Source organism: Streptomyces sp. NPDC048361 (assembly GCF_040651795.1).
Lineage (GTDB): Bacteria > Actinomycetota > Actinomycetes > Streptomycetales > Streptomycetaceae > Streptomyces.
This window is the reverse complement of record NZ_JBEZKW010000054.1, coordinates 1-15,878: the sequence shown is the minus strand read 5'-3', so window position 1 is coordinate 15,878 and position 15,878 is coordinate 1. Positions and strand designations below refer to the sequence as shown.

Below are 15,878 nucleotides of genomic sequence, written 5' to 3'. Positions count from 1 at the left end.
AGGGGACTTCAGAGGCCGGACGTCAGAAGCCGGACGTCAGGAGCCGGACACCAGCCAGAACTGGTCGATGTTGGCGTTGCACTGGTTGCCCTGCTCGCAGGAGAGCTTGATCTCGTTGGCTCCCTTGTCGAGCTGCACTATGGCGTACGTGTTCGTCCAGCCCTTGGCCCAGTCGCCGGCCGCGGCGTGCGCGAAGTTCTTCATGTTCATCGGGCGCGACTCGGGCTTGCCGTTGATCGTTATCGTCGCGTTCGCGTCGGCGCCGGGGACACCGAAGCGCAAGTACAGCTTGTACGAGCCGGCCTTCGGCACGGTGGGCTTCCAGGTGACCGAGGCGCCCACATTGTTGAAGTTGCCGACGAACGCGCCGCCGGTGCCCTTCGCGCCCGGCACATTGGTGCCGACCTGCGCGACACCACCGAGCGTCAGCGTCGCCGCGTCGCCCTTGGGGAGCTCGGCGGCCGCGGAGTCCGAGGGCGAGGGGTCAGTGCTGGGCGTCGAGGGCTGGCCGGACGTGGAGCTGCCGGGCTTGGCGGCGTCGTCCTTCTTGTCCTTGTCGCCGCTGTTGCTGGCCAGCGCCACCGCGATGCCGATGACGACCGCCGCGACCACGGCGACCGCGCCGATGAGCAGCCCCTTGGTGTTGGGACCGCGGCCACCGCCGCCGTTCTGCTGCGGGGGCGGGCCCTGCCGGGGCGGGGCACCGCCGGGGTAGGTCTCCGGAGCCGCGTACTGCGCGGTCGGCTGCCCGTACTGCTGCTGGGGCGGGATCTGCTGGGCCTGCTGCGGGGGCCCCTGGTACTGGCCCTGGTACTGCTGCTGCGGGACCTGTCCGTACTGGCGCTCACCGACGGTGCGCACCTGGTTGTACGACGTCCTCGGGACTCCGGGCTGCTGCTGCCCCATCGCCGGACCCGGGTAGCCGTAGCCGCCGCCGTTGCGGGGCGGGTTGGCACCTGCTGCCTGTCCGTCCTCGTACAGGTAGCCGAACGGATCGTCGTCCTCGGGGGTGTTCGCGCCGTTGTTGCCGGGCGTCGTCATCCGGGGTCACTCCTCACTGTCCGCCAGCCGTCGCCGACCGGCCGAGCCTACCCCGAACGGACCGCTGCCCGATCTGGCCCCGGTCACACATGATCCGTTCCCGGTCCGCTCAGCCCGCCCTGCGGACGGAACGGTCACACAGGGTCCGCTCCCGGTCCCGCTCAGCCCGCCCTGCGGTGGACCTTGGAGCGCGACCGCTTCTCGATGTACATCCGCTGGTCGGCCGAGCGCAGGACCTCTTCGACGGACATCCCGCAGCTGGCCCAGCCGATGCCGAAGCTGGCCCCGACGCGGACGGCCCTGCCGTCCACCCGGATGGGCGGGATGATCGCGTTGCGCAGCCGAACGGCCAGGTCGGCGGCGTCGGCCGAGCCGAGGCCGTCGGCGAGGACCACGAATTCGTCGCCGCCGAGGCGCGCCACGGTGTCCCCGTCGCGCACCCCCGTGGTGAGGCGGCGGGCGACCTCGATGAGGACGGCGTCACCGGTGTGGTGGCCGAACCTGTCGTTGATCGACTTGAAGCCGTCGAGGTCGCAGAAGAGCACCGCGAGCCCCTTTGCACCGTCGTCGATCTCACTGTCGGGGGCCACGGTGTGGACGTGGTGGTCGTACGGTCCGCCGCCGGGCAGCGCGTCGAAGTCGAAGCCGTCGGCGCGGAACGCGTGGCCGTGCGCCTCGGGCTCGGCCCCGCCCGCGGGGTGCCCGTACGCCGCGTCGAGGGTCTCGGCCGCACTCGCCGGGCCGGCCGAGTGCGGCCGGGGACAGAGCCGCGCCGAGAGCCTCGCGCGCAGTTCGGCGCTGTTGGGCAGGCCGGTGAGGGCGTCGTGGGAGGCGCGGTGGGCGAGCTGGAGCTCGTGCCGTTTGCGGTCCTCGATGTCCTCGACGTGGGTGAGCAGGAAGCGCGGGCCGTCGGCGGTGTCGGCGACCACGGAGTTGCGCAGGGACACCCAGACGTAGGTGCCGTCGCGCCGCCCGAGCCGCAGCTCGGCGCGGCCGCCCTCGGCGGAGGTGCGCAGGAGCGTCCCGATGTCTTCGGGGTGCACGAGGTCGGCGAAGGAGTAGCGCCGCATCACGGAGGCGGGCCGGCCGAGCAGCCGGCACAGCGCGTCGTTGGTGCGCAGGAGGCGGCCGTGCTGGTCGCCGCCCATCTCGGCGATGGCCATGCCGGAGGGCGCGTACTCGAAGGCCTGGCGGAAGCTTTCCTCGCTGGCGCGCAGGGCCTGCTGCTCGCGCTCCAGGCGGACCAGGGCGCGCTGCATGTTTGCGCGGAGCCGGGCGTTGCTGATCGCAATGGCGGCCTGCGAGGCGTACATCTGGAGCGCCTCGCGCCCCCAGGCGCCGGGCTTGCGGCCGTTGCGGGGCTTGTCGACGGAGATGACGCCGAGGAGCTCCTGGGTACCGCCGGACGAGTACATCGGGGCGTAGAGCCGGTCCTGGGGGTGCCACTCGTCGGCGAACCGCGGGTCGGGGCCCTCGGTGTACCACTGGGGAACGTCGTCCTCCAGGAGCACCCAGCCCTCGGTGTACGGGATGAAGCGCAGCCCGTCCCAGTCCTCGCCCATCGACAGGCGCCGGTCCCAGGAGGTGCGTGAGCCGACCCGGCCGGTGATCAGGGCTTCGGCGGCGGCGTTGCCCGCGAAGGCGGCGACGACCAGGTCACCGTCGGGGCGTACGAGATTGACGCAGGCCAGCTCGTAGCCAAGCCCCGCGATGACGCCGTCCGCAACGGTCTGCAACGTGTCCGCGAGGCTGCGGGCCGTGTTGAGCTCCCCGACCACCTGGTGCAGCTGCCGCAGGGTCGCAAGACGGACGTAGGGCTCCGACTCGGTCTCCATTGCTCGCTCTCCCCGAGACCTCGACAGCAACTCCTGGCTTCAGATCGACATTCCTTTTCGCACTGTCCCGCCACTGAATCACAGCGAGCTGTCTAGCCGGTACACAGGGTCAACAAATAGTGCTCTCTGTGACTCAAGTCACAGCAGATGGTGGGGGGTTGGCCGTTCTTTCCGTCTTTGCCCCCTACCTTTCCTGAACGCAAACTGAGAACGGCCTGGGAAATGGGGCGGCTCCGCTCTCACGGACGGCGGCGGCTCCGCCCGCGCGGTCAGCGGCGGCTCCCCCGCGAGACCTAGGTCCCGGGTGGTCCCGGGGCCCGATGTGGTCCGCGGTGGGAGGAGACTAGCGTTCCGTTTGTGTTGCAGACACCCCTTGACGGCGCCCTTTCCGCACTTGCCCCGGCCACCCCTCATCCTGTGGGGGTGAGCAATGACGAGTTCCGCGCCGCGATGTCCCGGCTGGCCGCGGGTGTGGTCCTGGTGACCGCGCACGACACCGACCACGGACCGCACGGCGAAGACGTGGGCATGACCGCGACGGCCTTCCTCTCCGTCTCCCTCGACCCGCCCCTCGTCCTGGTCTCGCTGCGGTGCGGCTCGCGGATGGACGACCTGCTGGCGGAGCAGCCGCTGTGGGGGGTCTCCCTGCTCTCGGAGAGCCAGCGGCACATCGCCGGCCGGTTCGCGATGAAGGGCCGGATCAGCGACCGGCTGCTGTTCGAGGACATTCCGTACACGCGGGGCGAGGCGAGCGGCGCCCCCCTGGTCGGCGGCGCCCTCGCGACGCTGGAGTGCCGCACGGAGCAGCGCGTCGAGGCGGGCGACCACGTCCTGGCCATCGGCCGCGTCCTGACAGCCGGCCTGCCGAGCGCGGAGGGCGGGCCGCTGACGTACTTCCGGGGGCGGTATCGGCAGTTGGGGTGATGCGGGGCGGGATGGGCCGCCGGCCCGCCGGCGGGACACGGCCGTCGGCACGGCCGTCATTACTCGTCCAGGCCGTCGGCACGGCCGTCATTACTCGTCCAGGCCGTCGAGTGCCGCCGTCACCGACACCGAGACGGGCGAAGTCATCGTGCAGGGCAGGCCCCTCACCGAGGCCACGGATCTGGAGCAGTTGCAGCACTTCAGCGACGGAGACGCGGCGGTGATCGTGCCGCGTGCACTTCTCGTCAACTGGGGACCCAAGGGGAACGAGCACGTGCCGCACCTCATCGAACCGGCCGAATTCGGCTCGCTGTTCCGCGCGTTCGAGCACTCGGCGTGGAGGCTGGAGACTCGTCGCGGTTACGCGTCGGACCTCAACGACGCGTCGTACGTCGCGTTCACGCGGACCGGGTCGTCCACCTGGGATCTCGACAGCCCATGGTCGGTGAACATGCGCGAACAGACCGCCGCGGGAAAGCGGGTCGCGAGGGTTCTCATCACGGATGATCCGCCGACCACGGGTCAGCTTTTCCTGCTCGACTACGCGCAGTGCAACGCGGCGACGGGTGAGGACATCCGCAACCTGTGGCGTGCGGACGCTGAGCGGCTGCACCTCGGAGACGAAGACTTCTGGATCTTCGATTCCCGGCTCGAGGCCGTGCTGCGCTTCGACGACAACGACGTGTTGCTGACCATCGAGTTGGCGTGACGTGGAGGCAGCGGTACGGGGCCGCATGCGGCGTCAGGAATGGCTGTACGAGCCGCGGCGCAGACTGCACGCCCTCATGTGGGAGGCGGCACTGCACGCCTCGATTTGTCCGCCTCCCGTGCTGGCCGCACAGCTTGACCGCCTCGCCGGGCTCGTCGGCATGGACACGGTTGAGCTCGGCATCGTGCCCCTCGGTTCCCCACTGAAGATCCCCGCGGCCAACGGATTCTGGATCCTCGACAAACGCCTCGTCATCACCGAGGCCTGGCACGCGGAGCTGTGGCTCGACGACGAGGAAACGATCGGCTTGTACGCGACCGTGTGGGACGCTCTGCGCGGGTCTGCCGTCTACGGGGCGGCTGCGCATCGGATGATCGCCCGTGCTCGCTGCGCGCTCAACGTGACCTGAGCATCGATTCGAAGCGACCCAGCCTGCGCTCGCCTACCAGTCCTGCCCCGAGCGGCCCTTCTTCGTCTGGGCGCGGGCCTTCTTCTCGCGCAGGCGGCGCTCGTTGATGCCGCGCGGGATCTTCGTGGCCCGGCGCGGCTTGGGCGGCGGGGCGGTCGCCTCGGCGAGCAGCGTGGCGAGCCGGACCGCGGCGGTCTCGCGGTTGCGCCACTGCGAGCGGTGCTCGGACGCGCGTACGGAGACGACGCCGCCCACAAGTCGGCTCGCGAGCCGGTCCAGCGCGCGGGCCTTCCAGACTTCGGGCAGCGCCTCGGTCCTCGCCAGGTCGAAGCGGAGCTCCACCTGCGAGTCGCTGGTGTTGACGTGCTGGCCACCGGGCCCTGACGACCTGGAGAAACGCCAGATCAGCTCGGCCTCCGGGAGGGAGACGGAGCCGCGGATGACATAGGGCCCGGACATGACATCCATGGTGACGGGTGCCCGGCACCGCGTCACCCTCTTTTACTGGTGGCGGCCCCGTCGCCTCTGCCGTGCGGGCGCCTTGGCGGCCCCTTGGCAAAGAAAGCAAAGCGGTATGGAACCTCACGGTCCCCTGCCGACGTTATGGGGGATGACGGTAGCTTCGGGACGGCTCGAAGCCCGCACATCACGAAGAAGGGGACATCCCATGGCTGTAAGCCTGTCCAAGGGCGGCAACGTCTCGCTCACCAAGGAGGCCCCGGGCCTGACCGCCGTCACGGTCGGCCTCGGCTGGGACGTCCGCACCACCACCGGTACCGACTTCGACCTCGACGCCTCGGCGATCGCCGTGAACACGACGGGCAAGGTCTACTCCGACGGCCACTTCGTGTTCTTCAACAACAAGTCGACGCCGGACCAGACCATCGTCCACACCGGTGACAACACCACCGGCCAGGGCGAGGGCGACGACGAGGCGATCAACGTCAACCTCGCGGGGCTGCCCGCCGACGTCGACAAGATCGTCTTCCCGGTCTCGATCTACGACGCCGAGAACCGCTCGCAGAACTTCGGTCAGGTGCGCAACGCCTACATCCGGATCGTCAACCAGGCCGGCGGCGCCGAGATCGCCCGCTACGACCTGAGCGAGGACGCGGCGACCGAGACCGCGATGGTCTTCGGCGAGCTGTACCGCAACGGCGCGGAGTGGAAGTTCCGTGCCGTGGGCCAGGGGTACGCCTCGGGCCTGGTCGGCATCGCGCAGGACTTCGGCGTCAGCGTCTGACGTATGCCGTATGACGCATGACGTCCCGCATGTGAGGTGCCGCATCTGAGGTCCCGCATGCGAGGTCCCGCATGCGAGGTGCCGCATGTGAGGTGCCGCATGTGAGGTGCCCCCGGCGACCGGGGGCATCACGGTGTGCCCCCGGCGTCCGCGCCGGAGGCACCGCCATGTGCACCCGCCGTTCCGGCGCCCCCGCGCTCCAGGCGCCCCTCCCGTTCATCTCGGGGACACCCACATGTGCACATCCGGTGCAGCCGTGTCGATGGAACCAACACACACATCACCCACACTGGCCCCCAACTCTCTTGTCTACGGCCTGAATTAGCCGTTGAGCGGACAGCGCTGACCCCCATTCGGACACGATCAGGTCAAATAGTTGTCGCGTCACTGTCAAGAAGTGGTCATCGACTGGCAGTCTCCAACTCGCCCCCACAGAACGAGTGAAGGAGACCACCGAGTGCGAACCACTCTGCGTGCCGCCGCTCTTGCCGCATCCGCCGCCATGGTCGTCGTCGGCGTCCAGACCGGCTCATCCGCCGGTGCCACCGACCGCGCCGCCGGCGCCACCGCCCTGGACCTCACCACCGTCCAGCGCGCCGACGCCCTGAGCGCGGCGCAGGACGCGGCGCCCGCCACCGCCCAGCACCTCGGGCTCGGCGCCAAGGAAAAGCTCGTCGTCAAGGACGTCATCAAGGACGCCGACGGCACGGTCCACACCCGCTACGAGCGCACCCTCGACGGCCTGCCCGTCCTCGGTGGCGACCTCGTCGTCCACACCGCCAAGAACGGCTCCGTCAAGGGCGTCGACAAGGCGACCGACGCGAAGATAGCCGTCGCCACCACCACCTCGCTCAAGGCCGCCCCCACCGGCTCGCGCAAGGTCGTGTGGGCCGCCACCGGCAAGCCCGTCCTCGCCTATGAGCGCACCGTCACCGGCACCCAGCCCGACGGCACGCCCAGCCGCCGCGACATCGTCACCGACGCCGCCACCGGCGCCCAGCTCTACTCCCACGAGGAGATCGAGACGGGCACCGGCACCAGCGAGTACTCCGGCACGGTCACCCTCGGCACCACCAAGAGTGGCTCGACCTACAGTCTCAACGACGCCGCGCGCGGCGGTCACAAGACGTACGACCTGAAGGGCGGCAGCTCCGGCACCGGCACCCTCTTCACCAAGTCCACCGACACGTGGGGCAACGGCTCGCCGTCCAACCGCGAGACCGCCGCCGTCGACGCGCACTACGGCGCCGCCGAGACGTGGGACTTCTACAAGACCGAGTTCGGCCGCAACGGCATCGCGGGCAACGGCAAGGCCGCCTACAGCCGCGTCCACTACGGCAACGCGTACGTCAACGCGTTCTGGGACGACAGCTGCTTCTGCATGACGTACGGCGACGGCGAGGGCAACAACAAGCCGCTCACCGCGCTCGACGTGGCCGGCCACGAGATGAGCCACGGTCTGACCGCCGCCACCGCCAAGCTCAACTACAGCGGTGAGTCCGGCGGCCTCAACGAGGCGACCAGCGACATGTTCGGCACCTCCGTCGAGTTCTACGCCAACAACGCCTCCGACAAGGGCGACTACCTCATCGGCGAGAAGATCGACATCAACGGCGACGGCACCCCGCTGCGCTACATGGACAAGCCGAGCAAGGACGGCGGGTCGGCCGACTACTGGTCGAGCGGCGTCGGCAACAAGGACGTGCACTACTCGTCCGGCCCCGCCAACCACTTCTTCTACCTGCTGTCCGAGGGCAGCGGCGCGAAGACGATCAACGGGGTGAGCTACAACTCGCCGACGTACGACGGCTCCAAGGTCACCGGGATCGGCCGGGTCAAGGCGTACAAGATCTGGTACAAGGCGCTCTCGACGTACATGACGTCGACCACCAACTACAAGGCCGCGCGCGCCGCGACCTTGAAGGCGACGGGTGACCTGTACGGCACGACCAGCACCGAGTACAAGACGGTGGCGGCTGCCTGGACCGCCATCAACGTGAAGTAACCCGCGCGCCGCCTCGCGCGACACGCCTGCTCGACTCACCTGGTTCTACGGAGAGTTCGACGGGAAGTACGGGCCCCTCACGGGGAATCCGGCTTCCCGTCCCCGTAGAGCCAGGTGTTCCACACCTCGGTGAGCCGGTGGCCCGCCTCCTCGTCCGCGAAGCGGGTGAAGTCCTTGGTCGAGGCGTTGGCGTGCCGGTGGGTGCGCAGCCAGTCCTGGAGGAGCGCGAAGAACTTCTGGTCGCCGACCGCCTCACGGATCTTGTGGACGACCATCGCGCCCCGCACGTACACCGGGCGGCCCGACACGTCGGCGGCGGTCGGCGGGGACGCCGGCGGAAACGCCCAGATCTCGTCGCCGTCGTCCTTGGCGTACTCGGTGTCGAAGCGCTCCTGCGCGCTCATTCCGCCGTGGTCCTCGCTCCACAGCCACTCCGAGTACTGCGCGAACCCCTCGTTCAGCCACATGTCGCGCCAGGCGGCCGGAGTGACGGAGTCACCGAACCACTGGTGGGCCAGCTCGTGCACCAGGGTGCTGAGGTCGAACTGGTCGACCGGCATCACCGGCCGGTTCTGCGTCTCCAGGGCGTAGCCCGCCGACTTCGCCGGCGCCACGACCACACCGGTGGAGGAGAACGGGTAGGGCCCGAAGTTCTTCTCCTCCCATGCCATGACCTCCGGCAGCCGCGCGACGACCTCGGCGGTCCGCGCCTTCGCACCGGGGTCGACGGCGGTGTAGACCGGAATGCCGGACGCGGTTCGCCCCTTGTCGTCGATCTCGTACGGGCCGATCGCGAGCATCGCCAGATAGGTGGCCATGGGCTCCTTGGTGCGCCAACTGAACGTGGTGAGCGCTCCGTTGCGCGCCGTGGACACCAACTCGCCGTTGGACACGACCCGAAGGCCGTCGGGCACGGTCACCTTGATGTCGTACGTGGCCTTGTCGCTCGGGTGGTTGTTGGACGGGAACCAGGCCATGGAGCCGGCCGGTTCACCCAGCGCGAGCACACCGCCGCCCGGTGACGTCAGCCAGCCCTCCTTGGAGCCGTCCTGGTCCGTGATGGTCTCGGGGCGGCCCGCATAGCGCACGTACACCGTGAACGTCTCGCCCCGGTCCAGATCCTCGTGGGGGCGCAGGGTCAGCTCGTCACCGGCCCGGTTGACGGCGGCGGGCTCGTCGTCGACGGTCGCCTCGCGCACCTCCATCCCGGCGAAGTCGAGATCGAAGGCGCTGAGCTCCTTGGTGGCCCGCGCCACGATGGTGGCCCCGCCCGAAAGGTTCCCGCTCGCCGGGTCGTACGCCAGGTCCAGGCTGTAGTGCTGCACGTCGTAGCCGTCGTTGCCGAGCCGGGGGAAGAGCGGATCGCGTGTGCCGGATGCGCCCGGAGTGCCGCTCACACCGCCGGTGCAGGAGGTGACGGCGAGGGCGGCGAGCAGTGCGGCGGCGATGCGGCGGCGCCGGCCCCGACGGGCCCCGGGCCCCTTCGGCGCCGTACGCCGCTCCGGTCGTTTGTCCACGTCTGTGATCCTACGGGCACCCCGGCAACCCGTTACCGGGGACTGCCCTTTACCCCTCCCAGGGGCTACGTGGTCAACTCCGGGGACGCGAAGGCCTCCATCCCCACCACGGGCCCGGGGCCGCGGAAGGGGTGGTGGCGCCCGGCATGACACCATCGACCCGTGCTCGACATCGGCTATTCCCTATCCCGCCGCTTCCCCGACCCCACCCGCATCGACTACCGCACCGCGGACATCTACACCCTGCGCCACGACCTGTTCTGCGGAGACGTCTACCTCGCCGACACCAAGGCGGACCGCGAGGTGTCCACAGCCTGGGGATGGGTGCCGGTGCTCGACTTCGCGTGGGCGCTCTGCGACACCGTGGAGCTCCTCGACCGTGACCCCATGGGCTCGCGGGCCGCCCGGCCCCAGTACGCCGAGATCGACTTCACCGAGTCCTCCGACCGCATGCTCTTCGAGCGCCGCTTCGGCTGGGTGGACGTCGAGGCCGACTGGATGCCCGGCGACGAGGAGCCCCTCACCTTCTCGCACACCGAACTCCGCCGCGAGACAAGGGACTTCCTGCACGACCTGATCGCCGACCTGACCGACATGCACGAGGACCTCGGCGAGAACCCGGTCGTCTGGGACCTCCAGGCCCGCTTCCCCCGCATCGACTAGCGGCAGGCTGCAAGTGCGGCGAGCGCCAGACGGTAAGCGGCACGCGATGGGCGACAGGCGGTAGGCGGCACGCGATGGGCGCCAGACGGTAAGCGGCACGCGACAGGCGGCAAGCGGCACGCGACAGGCGCGGCAAGCGCTAAGCGGCACGCGGCCCGGTCACGACTGCACCCGCACCCCCACCTGCGCCGCGAACGCCGGTGCCAGGTCGAGGAGTTGGGACGGGCTGATGACCGCGCCGGCCAGCCGTTCCACCCCGCGTGCGATGTCGAGCAGCGTTGCCCCGCGCAGGTCGACGTCTGTCATCCGTACGCCCGTGAAGTCGGCCCCGCGCAGCTCGCAGCCGCGGAACTCGACCCGGGTCAGCTTGGCCCCGCCGAAGTCGGGCTCGGAGAGCACGCAGCTCTCGAAGACGACGTCGCGCAGCGCACCCTCGCGCAGGTTCAGGTAGTCGATCTTGCCGCCCTTGATCAGCACCCGTTCGAGCACCGCGCCGTGCAACTGCACCCCGCCCATCCGGACGTCCCGCACCTCCACATCGCGCAGGTTGGCCCGCGCCAGATCCGTACCGACGCCGCGGATGCCGGAGAGCACCGAGTCGATGAAGCGAGCCCCGGTCAGTCGGGTGTCGTCCAGGACGCAGCCGTAGACGCCGCAGTCGAGGAAGCGGGCGCCGGTCGCCTGCTGGCACGTCAGGTCGAGGTCCCTGAATTCGAGCCCGTCGTAATCTCCCTCCGGCTCCAGCTCACCCGCGCCGAACGGCGCAAGGGGAGGCAGTCGCACCTCCACCCTGCGGGCACCCGCCGTACCTGCCGTAGCCGCCGTCTTCTTCGCACTCCGTGCCGCTGCCATGTCCCCATGCTGGACCATGGCACCGACAATCACCCCTGCTCGCGGCCGGGGGAACCCCTCACTCCGGACATTCACGCCCCGGCCTTGTCACATCCCGGCCCGGCGTTCCGTCCCGTTTCCGTACGCCTTTCCACGCGGCGCGCACTTGGTGCCCTCGGCGTACCGGGGCCACCTTGGTGCGCCGGCATCACGCGTCCTCATCGCGAACGGAGACGGCCATGGCAACGAAAACGGCGGCGGGAACGGTGACGGGAACGTACGGTCCCGGTGGCACGGGCCGGCCCTCCGCGGCCGGATCAGTGTCGTGGGCGGCGGTTTCGCCGGTCTGACGGCCGCGATCACGGCCGCCGAGGCCGGCGCCGCCGTCACTCTGTACGAGGCACATGGCACCCTCGGTGGGCGGGCCCGCACCGCGTCCGCGCCGTACCGGACCAATGAGGGCCCGCACGCCCTGTACAGCGGGGGCCCGCACTGGTCCTGGCTCAAACAGCGCGGTCTGCTGGGCCCGGTCGCGTCCGTACGCCCGTCGGAGGCGCTCCGGTTCCGCTTGCCCCGCGCCGCAGCGGACCTCAGGACCCGCCGCCCTGACCGCACGCGGGACTCGGCCGCGTCAGACCCGCTCGCCCGGCGCCCCCAGAGCGGACAGCGCGCCGTCCGTCAGGCGGTACACCGTCCATTCGTCCTGCGGCCGCGCGCCCAGCGACTCGTAGAAGGCGATCGTGGGGGCGTTCCAGTTCAGGACCGACCATTCGAGGCGCTCGTACCCCCGGTCCACGCAGATGCGGGCCAGCTCCGTCAGGAGGGCTCGGCCGTGGCCGCCGCCGCGCGCCTCGGGGCGTACGTACAGGTCCTCCAGATAGATGCCGTGCACCCCGCGCCACGTCGAGAAGTTCAGGAACCAGACCGAGAAGCCGACCGGCTCCCCCGCCGCGTCCTGCGCGATGTGCGCGAACGCGGCCGGGCGGGCGCCGAAGAGGGCCTCGCGGAGCTGGTCCTCGCTGGCGCGGGCCTCCTCCGGACACTTCTCGTACGCGGCGAGCTCGCCGATCATGCGGTGGATCACGGGGACGTCGTCAGGGGTGGCGTTGCGGATCATGCCCGTAGGGTAGGGCGCCCGTTCCCGGCACCGCCCGGGCATGTCGCCCTGCGGACAGGTCACTTCCCGTGCGTGAATCGGGGCATGAGGCTCCTTCCCCCCGGTGCGCGGGCGGTCCGTGCCGTGCTGCGCTACATCCGCAGCGCGCCCGGCACCTACCTCTGGCTGGCGGCGCTGTTCGTCACCACCATCGCCATGCACCACATGTCGCCGCAGTTCGAGGCGGACTTCCTGCGGCAGCGCTCCACCAACATCCACGAGCTGTCGACCAACCCCCGCCGCGTCCTGATCGCCAGCGCGTTCTGGATCGACGGGGGCGGCTGGCTGTCGTACGCCGTGCTGTACAGCGTCTTCCACGCCCAGGCCGAGCGTTGGCTCGGCACATGGCGCTGGCTGGTCGTCGCCTTCGGTACGCATGTGGCCGCCACCTTCATCAGCGAGGGCGCCCTGCTGTGGGCGATCCGCCACGACTACGCGCCGCACGCCGCCGTCAACACCCTTGATGTGGGCGTGAGTTACGCGCTTGCGGGTGTCGTCGCCATCCTGACGTATCGCATCGCCCCGCCCTACCGGTACCTCTACCTCCTGGCCGTACTCGTCCTCTACGGCGCTCCGCTGCTCAGCGGTCGCACCTTCACCGACCTCGGGCACTTCGCGTCCGTGCTCATCGGGCTCGCCTGCTGTCCGCTGACCCGCGGGCAGGGCGGCGCGCCGTGGAACCCATCCGACACCGTGCGCGCGGTGGCCGGGCGGCTGCGGGAACGAAGGGCGCCCACGAGGGCGGGCTAGGAGACACCGGCCTGGGCGAGCCCCTGGGCTGGGAGACGCCACCTCAGCCGGCACCTGCGCTGGGAGACGCCGCCTCAGCCGGCACCTGCGCTCGGAGAGGCCGCCTCAGCCGGCACCCGGCCTAGGAGACGCCCGCCGCCGCCAACACCTTCTTGAACGCGGCCGCGTCGAACATCGCCCACCCGTCCCCGGCCGGCTTCTTCCCGTCGATGAGGACGGTGGGGCTGCTGTTGACGCCCGAGTCCTCGAACGCCGACTCCGCCGCCTTCACGAAATCGCTGTACGTGTTCTCGCGCACCGCCTTGTCGAAGGCGGCCCCGCGCAGCCCCGGCACCTTGCCGGCGATCTTCAGGAGGTTGTCGGCGGTGAAGGCGTCGTCGGTCTCCTTCTCCGGCTGGCTGGCGAAGACCGCCGCGTGGAACTCGGAGAACTTGCCCCGCTCCACCGCCGCGCGCATCGCGTTGGCGGCCCGCTTGGAGCCCTCGCCGCCCAAGTTGGCGTCGAGGAACGAGGCGATCGTGTAGCGGATCTTGACCTTGCCGTCGGCGGCGAGCCGCGCGACCGCGCTCGCGCCACCCGCCTCGAAGTGCTTGCAGACCGGGCAGCGCGGGTCCTCGTACACCGCCACGGTGTGGGGCGCGTTCGGATCACCCACGACGATTTCCGCCCCCTCCACCTTCGCGGGGAGCCGCGCGAGCGTGGCGGCGTCCGGCGAGGTCTTCGCGACGAGCTCCGCCTGCGAGGACGCTGCGGAGTCCGACCCCGAGGAGCAGGAAACCGCCGTGAGGCCGAGGGCGGTGGCCGCGGCCAGCGTGAGGGCGGCACGACGGAAACTGCGGACACGCATGGGGAGTCACCCTTCGACGGTCACAGACACACATACAGACATAAACATGGACACAAGCAGACGCGAACCGAGGCGCGTACAGAGGCACGGCCAGAGGCACGAGCAGGCACATACACGGCGAAACCACCTGTCCCCCGACACTAAACACCCCGCGGCGCCGCCCCCGCCGCCAAAGGTCCCGCCCCACGCCGCCCTTGGTCCCACGGATTCCGCACCACGGCCGCCACCTGCGGATTCCACGGTGGACAGTTTCAGGCGGCGGGTGTACCAACAGGGCCCATGAGCGCGATCAACGGCGGAATCTCCTTCTGGTACGCAACCGACGGCCTCCCCACTCCCCGCGAGCCGCTGCCCGGCCCCGCCACCGCCGACGTGGTGATCGTCGGCGGCGGCTACACCGGCCTGTGGACGGCGTACTACCTGAAGAAGGCGGCACCCTCCCTCGACGTCGCCGTCCTGGAGTCCCGCTTCTGCGGCTACGGCGCCTCCGGCCGCAACGGGGGCTGGCTCTACAACGGCATCGCGGGCCGCGACCGGTACGCCGAGCTGCACGGCCGGGACAGCGCGGTACGCCTCCAGGAAGCGATGAACGACACGGTGGGCGAGGTGGTGCGGGTGGCGTCGCAGGAGTCCATCGACGCCGACATCCATCAGGGCGGTGTCCTCGAAGTCGCTTACACCCCTGCCCAGTTGGGGCGTCTCAAGGAGTTCGTCGCGACGGAAACCGCCTTCGGCGAGAAGGACCGGCTGCTGCTCGGCGCGCGCGAGACGGCCGAACGGATCCGGGTCGCGGGGGCGGTCGGCTCGACCTGGACGCCGCACGGCGCGCGCATCCACCCCGTGAAGCTGGTGAAGGGCCTGGCGACCGCGGTCGAAGCGCTGGGGGTGCGGGTGTACGAGTCGACACCGGTCACCGAGATCCGGCCCGGCCACGCCGTCACCCCGTACGGCACGGTCCGGGCGCCCTATGTGCTGCGCTGCACGGAGGGGTTCACCGCCTCCCTCAAGGGGCAGCGGCGCGCGTGGCTGCCCATGAACTCCTCGATGATCGCGACGGAGCCGCTCGGGCCCGAGGTGTGGGACGCGATCGGCTGGGCGGGCCGCGAGGCGCTCGGCGACATGGCACACGCGTACATGTACGCGCAGCGCACCGCGGACGACCGCATCGCGCTCGGCGGACGGGGTGTGCCGTACCGGTTCGGATCGCGCACCGACAACGACGGCCGCACCCAGGCCGCCACCGTCTCCGCCCTGCGCGAGCTCCTGGTGCGCTTCTTCCCGCAGCTGGCCGGGGTGCGCGTCAGCCACGCCTGGTCGGGGGTGCTCGGCGTGCCGCGCGACTGGTGCGCCACGGTCACTCTCGACCGCGCGACGGGGATCGGCTGGGCGGGCGGCTACGTCGGCTCGGGCGTCGCCACGGCGAACCTCGCGGCGCGTACGTTGCGGGACCTGGTGCGGCGCAACTCGGGCGAGGCGGGCGACACCGACCTGACGACCCTCCCCTGGGTCGGCCACAAGGTTCGGCTGTGGGAGCCGGAGCCGTTGCGGTGGGTGGGGGTGCGGGGCATGTACGCGGCGTACCGCGGCGCGGACCGGCGCGAGCTGCAGCGCCCCCGGGCCACGACGGACCGCGTCGCGCGGCTGGCGGATCGGATTGCTGGGCGGCACTGACCCCGCGGGGGCGATCGGCCGGGGCTCGGCTGGGCGCCGGTCCGCCTTGCAAGACGGGGCTCGGCTGGGCGCCGGGCCGCCTTGCAAGACGGGGCTCGGCTGGTCGCCGGGCCGCCTAAAAGACGGGGCTCGGCTGGGCTCCGGGCGCTGCTGCGCAGTTCCCCGCGCCCCTGAAGACGATTTCGGGTGCGGACCGTGCGGGGCTGGTCGCGCAGTTCCCCGCGCCCCTGGCGGGGCTTGCCTTGGCAGGGTGCCCGGCCGAGGCCACCTCAGCCGG

General features: G+C 70.6%; 14 protein-coding genes and 2 pseudogenes. 9 read left to right on the top strand and 7 right to left on the bottom strand.

Annotated elements, in window-relative coordinates:
- Positions 1-36: 36 nt before the first annotated feature.
- The gene (locus tag AB0D31_RS26565) at positions 37-1,041 is read right to left on the bottom strand and encodes a CBM35 domain-containing protein (protein ID WP_362727675.1); all 1,005 of its coding nucleotides are present in this window, start codon (positions 1,039-1,041) and stop codon (positions 37-39) included.
- 161 nt (positions 1,042-1,202) lie between these two features.
- Positions 1,203-2,876, bottom strand: a complete 1,674-nt coding sequence (gene cdgB / locus AB0D31_RS26560; RefSeq protein WP_362727673.1) for a diguanylate cyclase CdgB — start codon at positions 2,874-2,876, stop codon at positions 1,203-1,205.
- A gap of 360 nt (positions 2,877-3,236) precedes the next feature.
- Here cdgB and AB0D31_RS26555 point away from each other — a divergent pair, with 360 nt between their 5' ends.
- From AB0D31_RS26555 to AB0D31_RS26545, 3 genes and pseudogenes are all read left to right on the top strand, one after another.
- Positions 3,237-3,800 (top strand): flavin reductase family protein, encoded by a 564-nt coding sequence (locus AB0D31_RS26555; RefSeq protein WP_362727735.1) that lies wholly within the window; start codon positions 3,237-3,239, stop codon positions 3,798-3,800.
- A gap of 148 nt (positions 3,801-3,948) precedes the next feature.
- Positions 3,949-4,509, top strand: coding sequence for a DUF6879 family protein (locus AB0D31_RS26550; protein ID WP_362727671.1), 561 nt, complete (start codon positions 3,949-3,951; stop codon positions 4,507-4,509).
- Positions 4,508-4,918, top strand: a pseudogene (locus AB0D31_RS26545) (Scr1 family TA system antitoxin-like transcriptional regulator); the annotation flags it as partial. The gene AB0D31_RS26550 and the pseudogene AB0D31_RS26545, both read left to right, overlap by 2 nt.
- Positions 4,919-4,951: 33 nt before the next feature.
- Here the strand turns inward: AB0D31_RS26545 and arfB are convergent.
- Entirely contained in the window at positions 4,952-5,386 is a 435-nt protein-coding gene (gene arfB, locus AB0D31_RS26540; protein ID WP_362727669.1) for an alternative ribosome rescue aminoacyl-tRNA hydrolase ArfB, read from the bottom strand.
- A gap of 199 nt (positions 5,387-5,585) precedes the next feature.
- On the opposite strand from arfB, the gene AB0D31_RS26535 reads away from it, so the two are divergent.
- Both AB0D31_RS26535 and AB0D31_RS26530 read left to right on the top strand, forming a co-directional pair.
- The gene (locus AB0D31_RS26535) at positions 5,586-6,161 is read left to right on the top strand and encodes a TerD family protein (protein WP_267058576.1); all 576 of its coding nucleotides are present in this window, start codon (positions 5,586-5,588) and stop codon (positions 6,159-6,161) included.
- 502 nt (positions 6,162-6,663) lie between these two features.
- Positions 6,664-8,166 (top strand): M4 family metallopeptidase, encoded by a 1,503-nt coding sequence (locus AB0D31_RS26530; RefSeq protein WP_362727733.1) that lies wholly within the window; start codon positions 6,664-6,666, stop codon positions 8,164-8,166.
- Between the two features lie 77 nt (positions 8,167-8,243).
- Here AB0D31_RS26530 and AB0D31_RS26525 read toward each other — a convergent pair whose 3' ends face one another.
- A complete protein-coding gene (locus AB0D31_RS26525) occupies positions 8,244-9,614 on the bottom strand; it encodes a M1 family metallopeptidase (protein ID WP_362727731.1) in 1,371 nt (456 codons plus the stop codon).
- Positions 9,615-9,845: 231 nt separating this feature from the next.
- On the opposite strand from AB0D31_RS26525, the gene AB0D31_RS26520 reads away from it, so the two are divergent.
- Positions 9,846-10,346, top strand: coding sequence for a hypothetical protein (locus AB0D31_RS26520; RefSeq protein ID WP_362727667.1), 501 nt, complete (start codon positions 9,846-9,848; stop codon positions 10,344-10,346).
- A 159-nt stretch (positions 10,347-10,505) separates the two neighbouring features.
- On the opposite strand, the gene AB0D31_RS26515 is transcribed toward AB0D31_RS26520, so the two are convergent.
- A complete protein-coding gene (locus tag AB0D31_RS26515; protein ID WP_362727665.1) occupies positions 10,506-11,198 on the bottom strand; it encodes a pentapeptide repeat-containing protein in 693 nt (230 codons plus the stop codon).
- A gap of 295 nt (positions 11,199-11,493) precedes the next feature.
- Here AB0D31_RS26515 and AB0D31_RS26510 point away from each other — a divergent pair.
- Positions 11,494-11,712: pseudogene (locus tag AB0D31_RS26510) on the top strand (FAD/NAD(P)-binding protein); the annotation flags it as partial.
- Between the two features lie 96 nt (positions 11,713-11,808).
- Here AB0D31_RS26510 and AB0D31_RS26505 read toward each other — a convergent pair.
- The gene (locus AB0D31_RS26505; RefSeq protein WP_362727663.1) at positions 11,809-12,294 is read right to left on the bottom strand and encodes a GNAT family N-acetyltransferase; all 486 of its coding nucleotides are present in this window, start codon (positions 12,292-12,294) and stop codon (positions 11,809-11,811) included.
- A gap of 84 nt (positions 12,295-12,378) precedes the next feature.
- Here AB0D31_RS26505 and AB0D31_RS26500 point away from each other — a divergent pair, with 84 nt between their 5' ends.
- Positions 12,379-13,083 (top strand): rhomboid-like protein, encoded by a 705-nt coding sequence (locus tag AB0D31_RS26500; protein ID WP_362727729.1) that lies wholly within the window; start codon positions 12,379-12,381, stop codon positions 13,081-13,083.
- A gap of 121 nt (positions 13,084-13,204) precedes the next feature.
- On the opposite strand, the gene AB0D31_RS26495 is transcribed toward AB0D31_RS26500, so the two are convergent.
- Positions 13,205-13,930 carry a thioredoxin domain-containing protein gene (locus AB0D31_RS26495; RefSeq protein WP_362727661.1) on the bottom strand — a complete coding sequence of 242 codons (726 nt, stop codon included), beginning with the start codon at positions 13,928-13,930 and terminating at the stop codon, positions 13,205-13,207.
- Between the two features lie 279 nt (positions 13,931-14,209).
- Between AB0D31_RS26495 and AB0D31_RS26490 the strand changes: the two genes are divergently transcribed.
- Entirely contained in the window at positions 14,210-15,601 is a 1,392-nt protein-coding gene (locus AB0D31_RS26490) for an FAD-dependent oxidoreductase (RefSeq protein ID WP_362727659.1), read from the top strand.
- Positions 15,602-15,878: the final 277 nt, after the last annotated feature.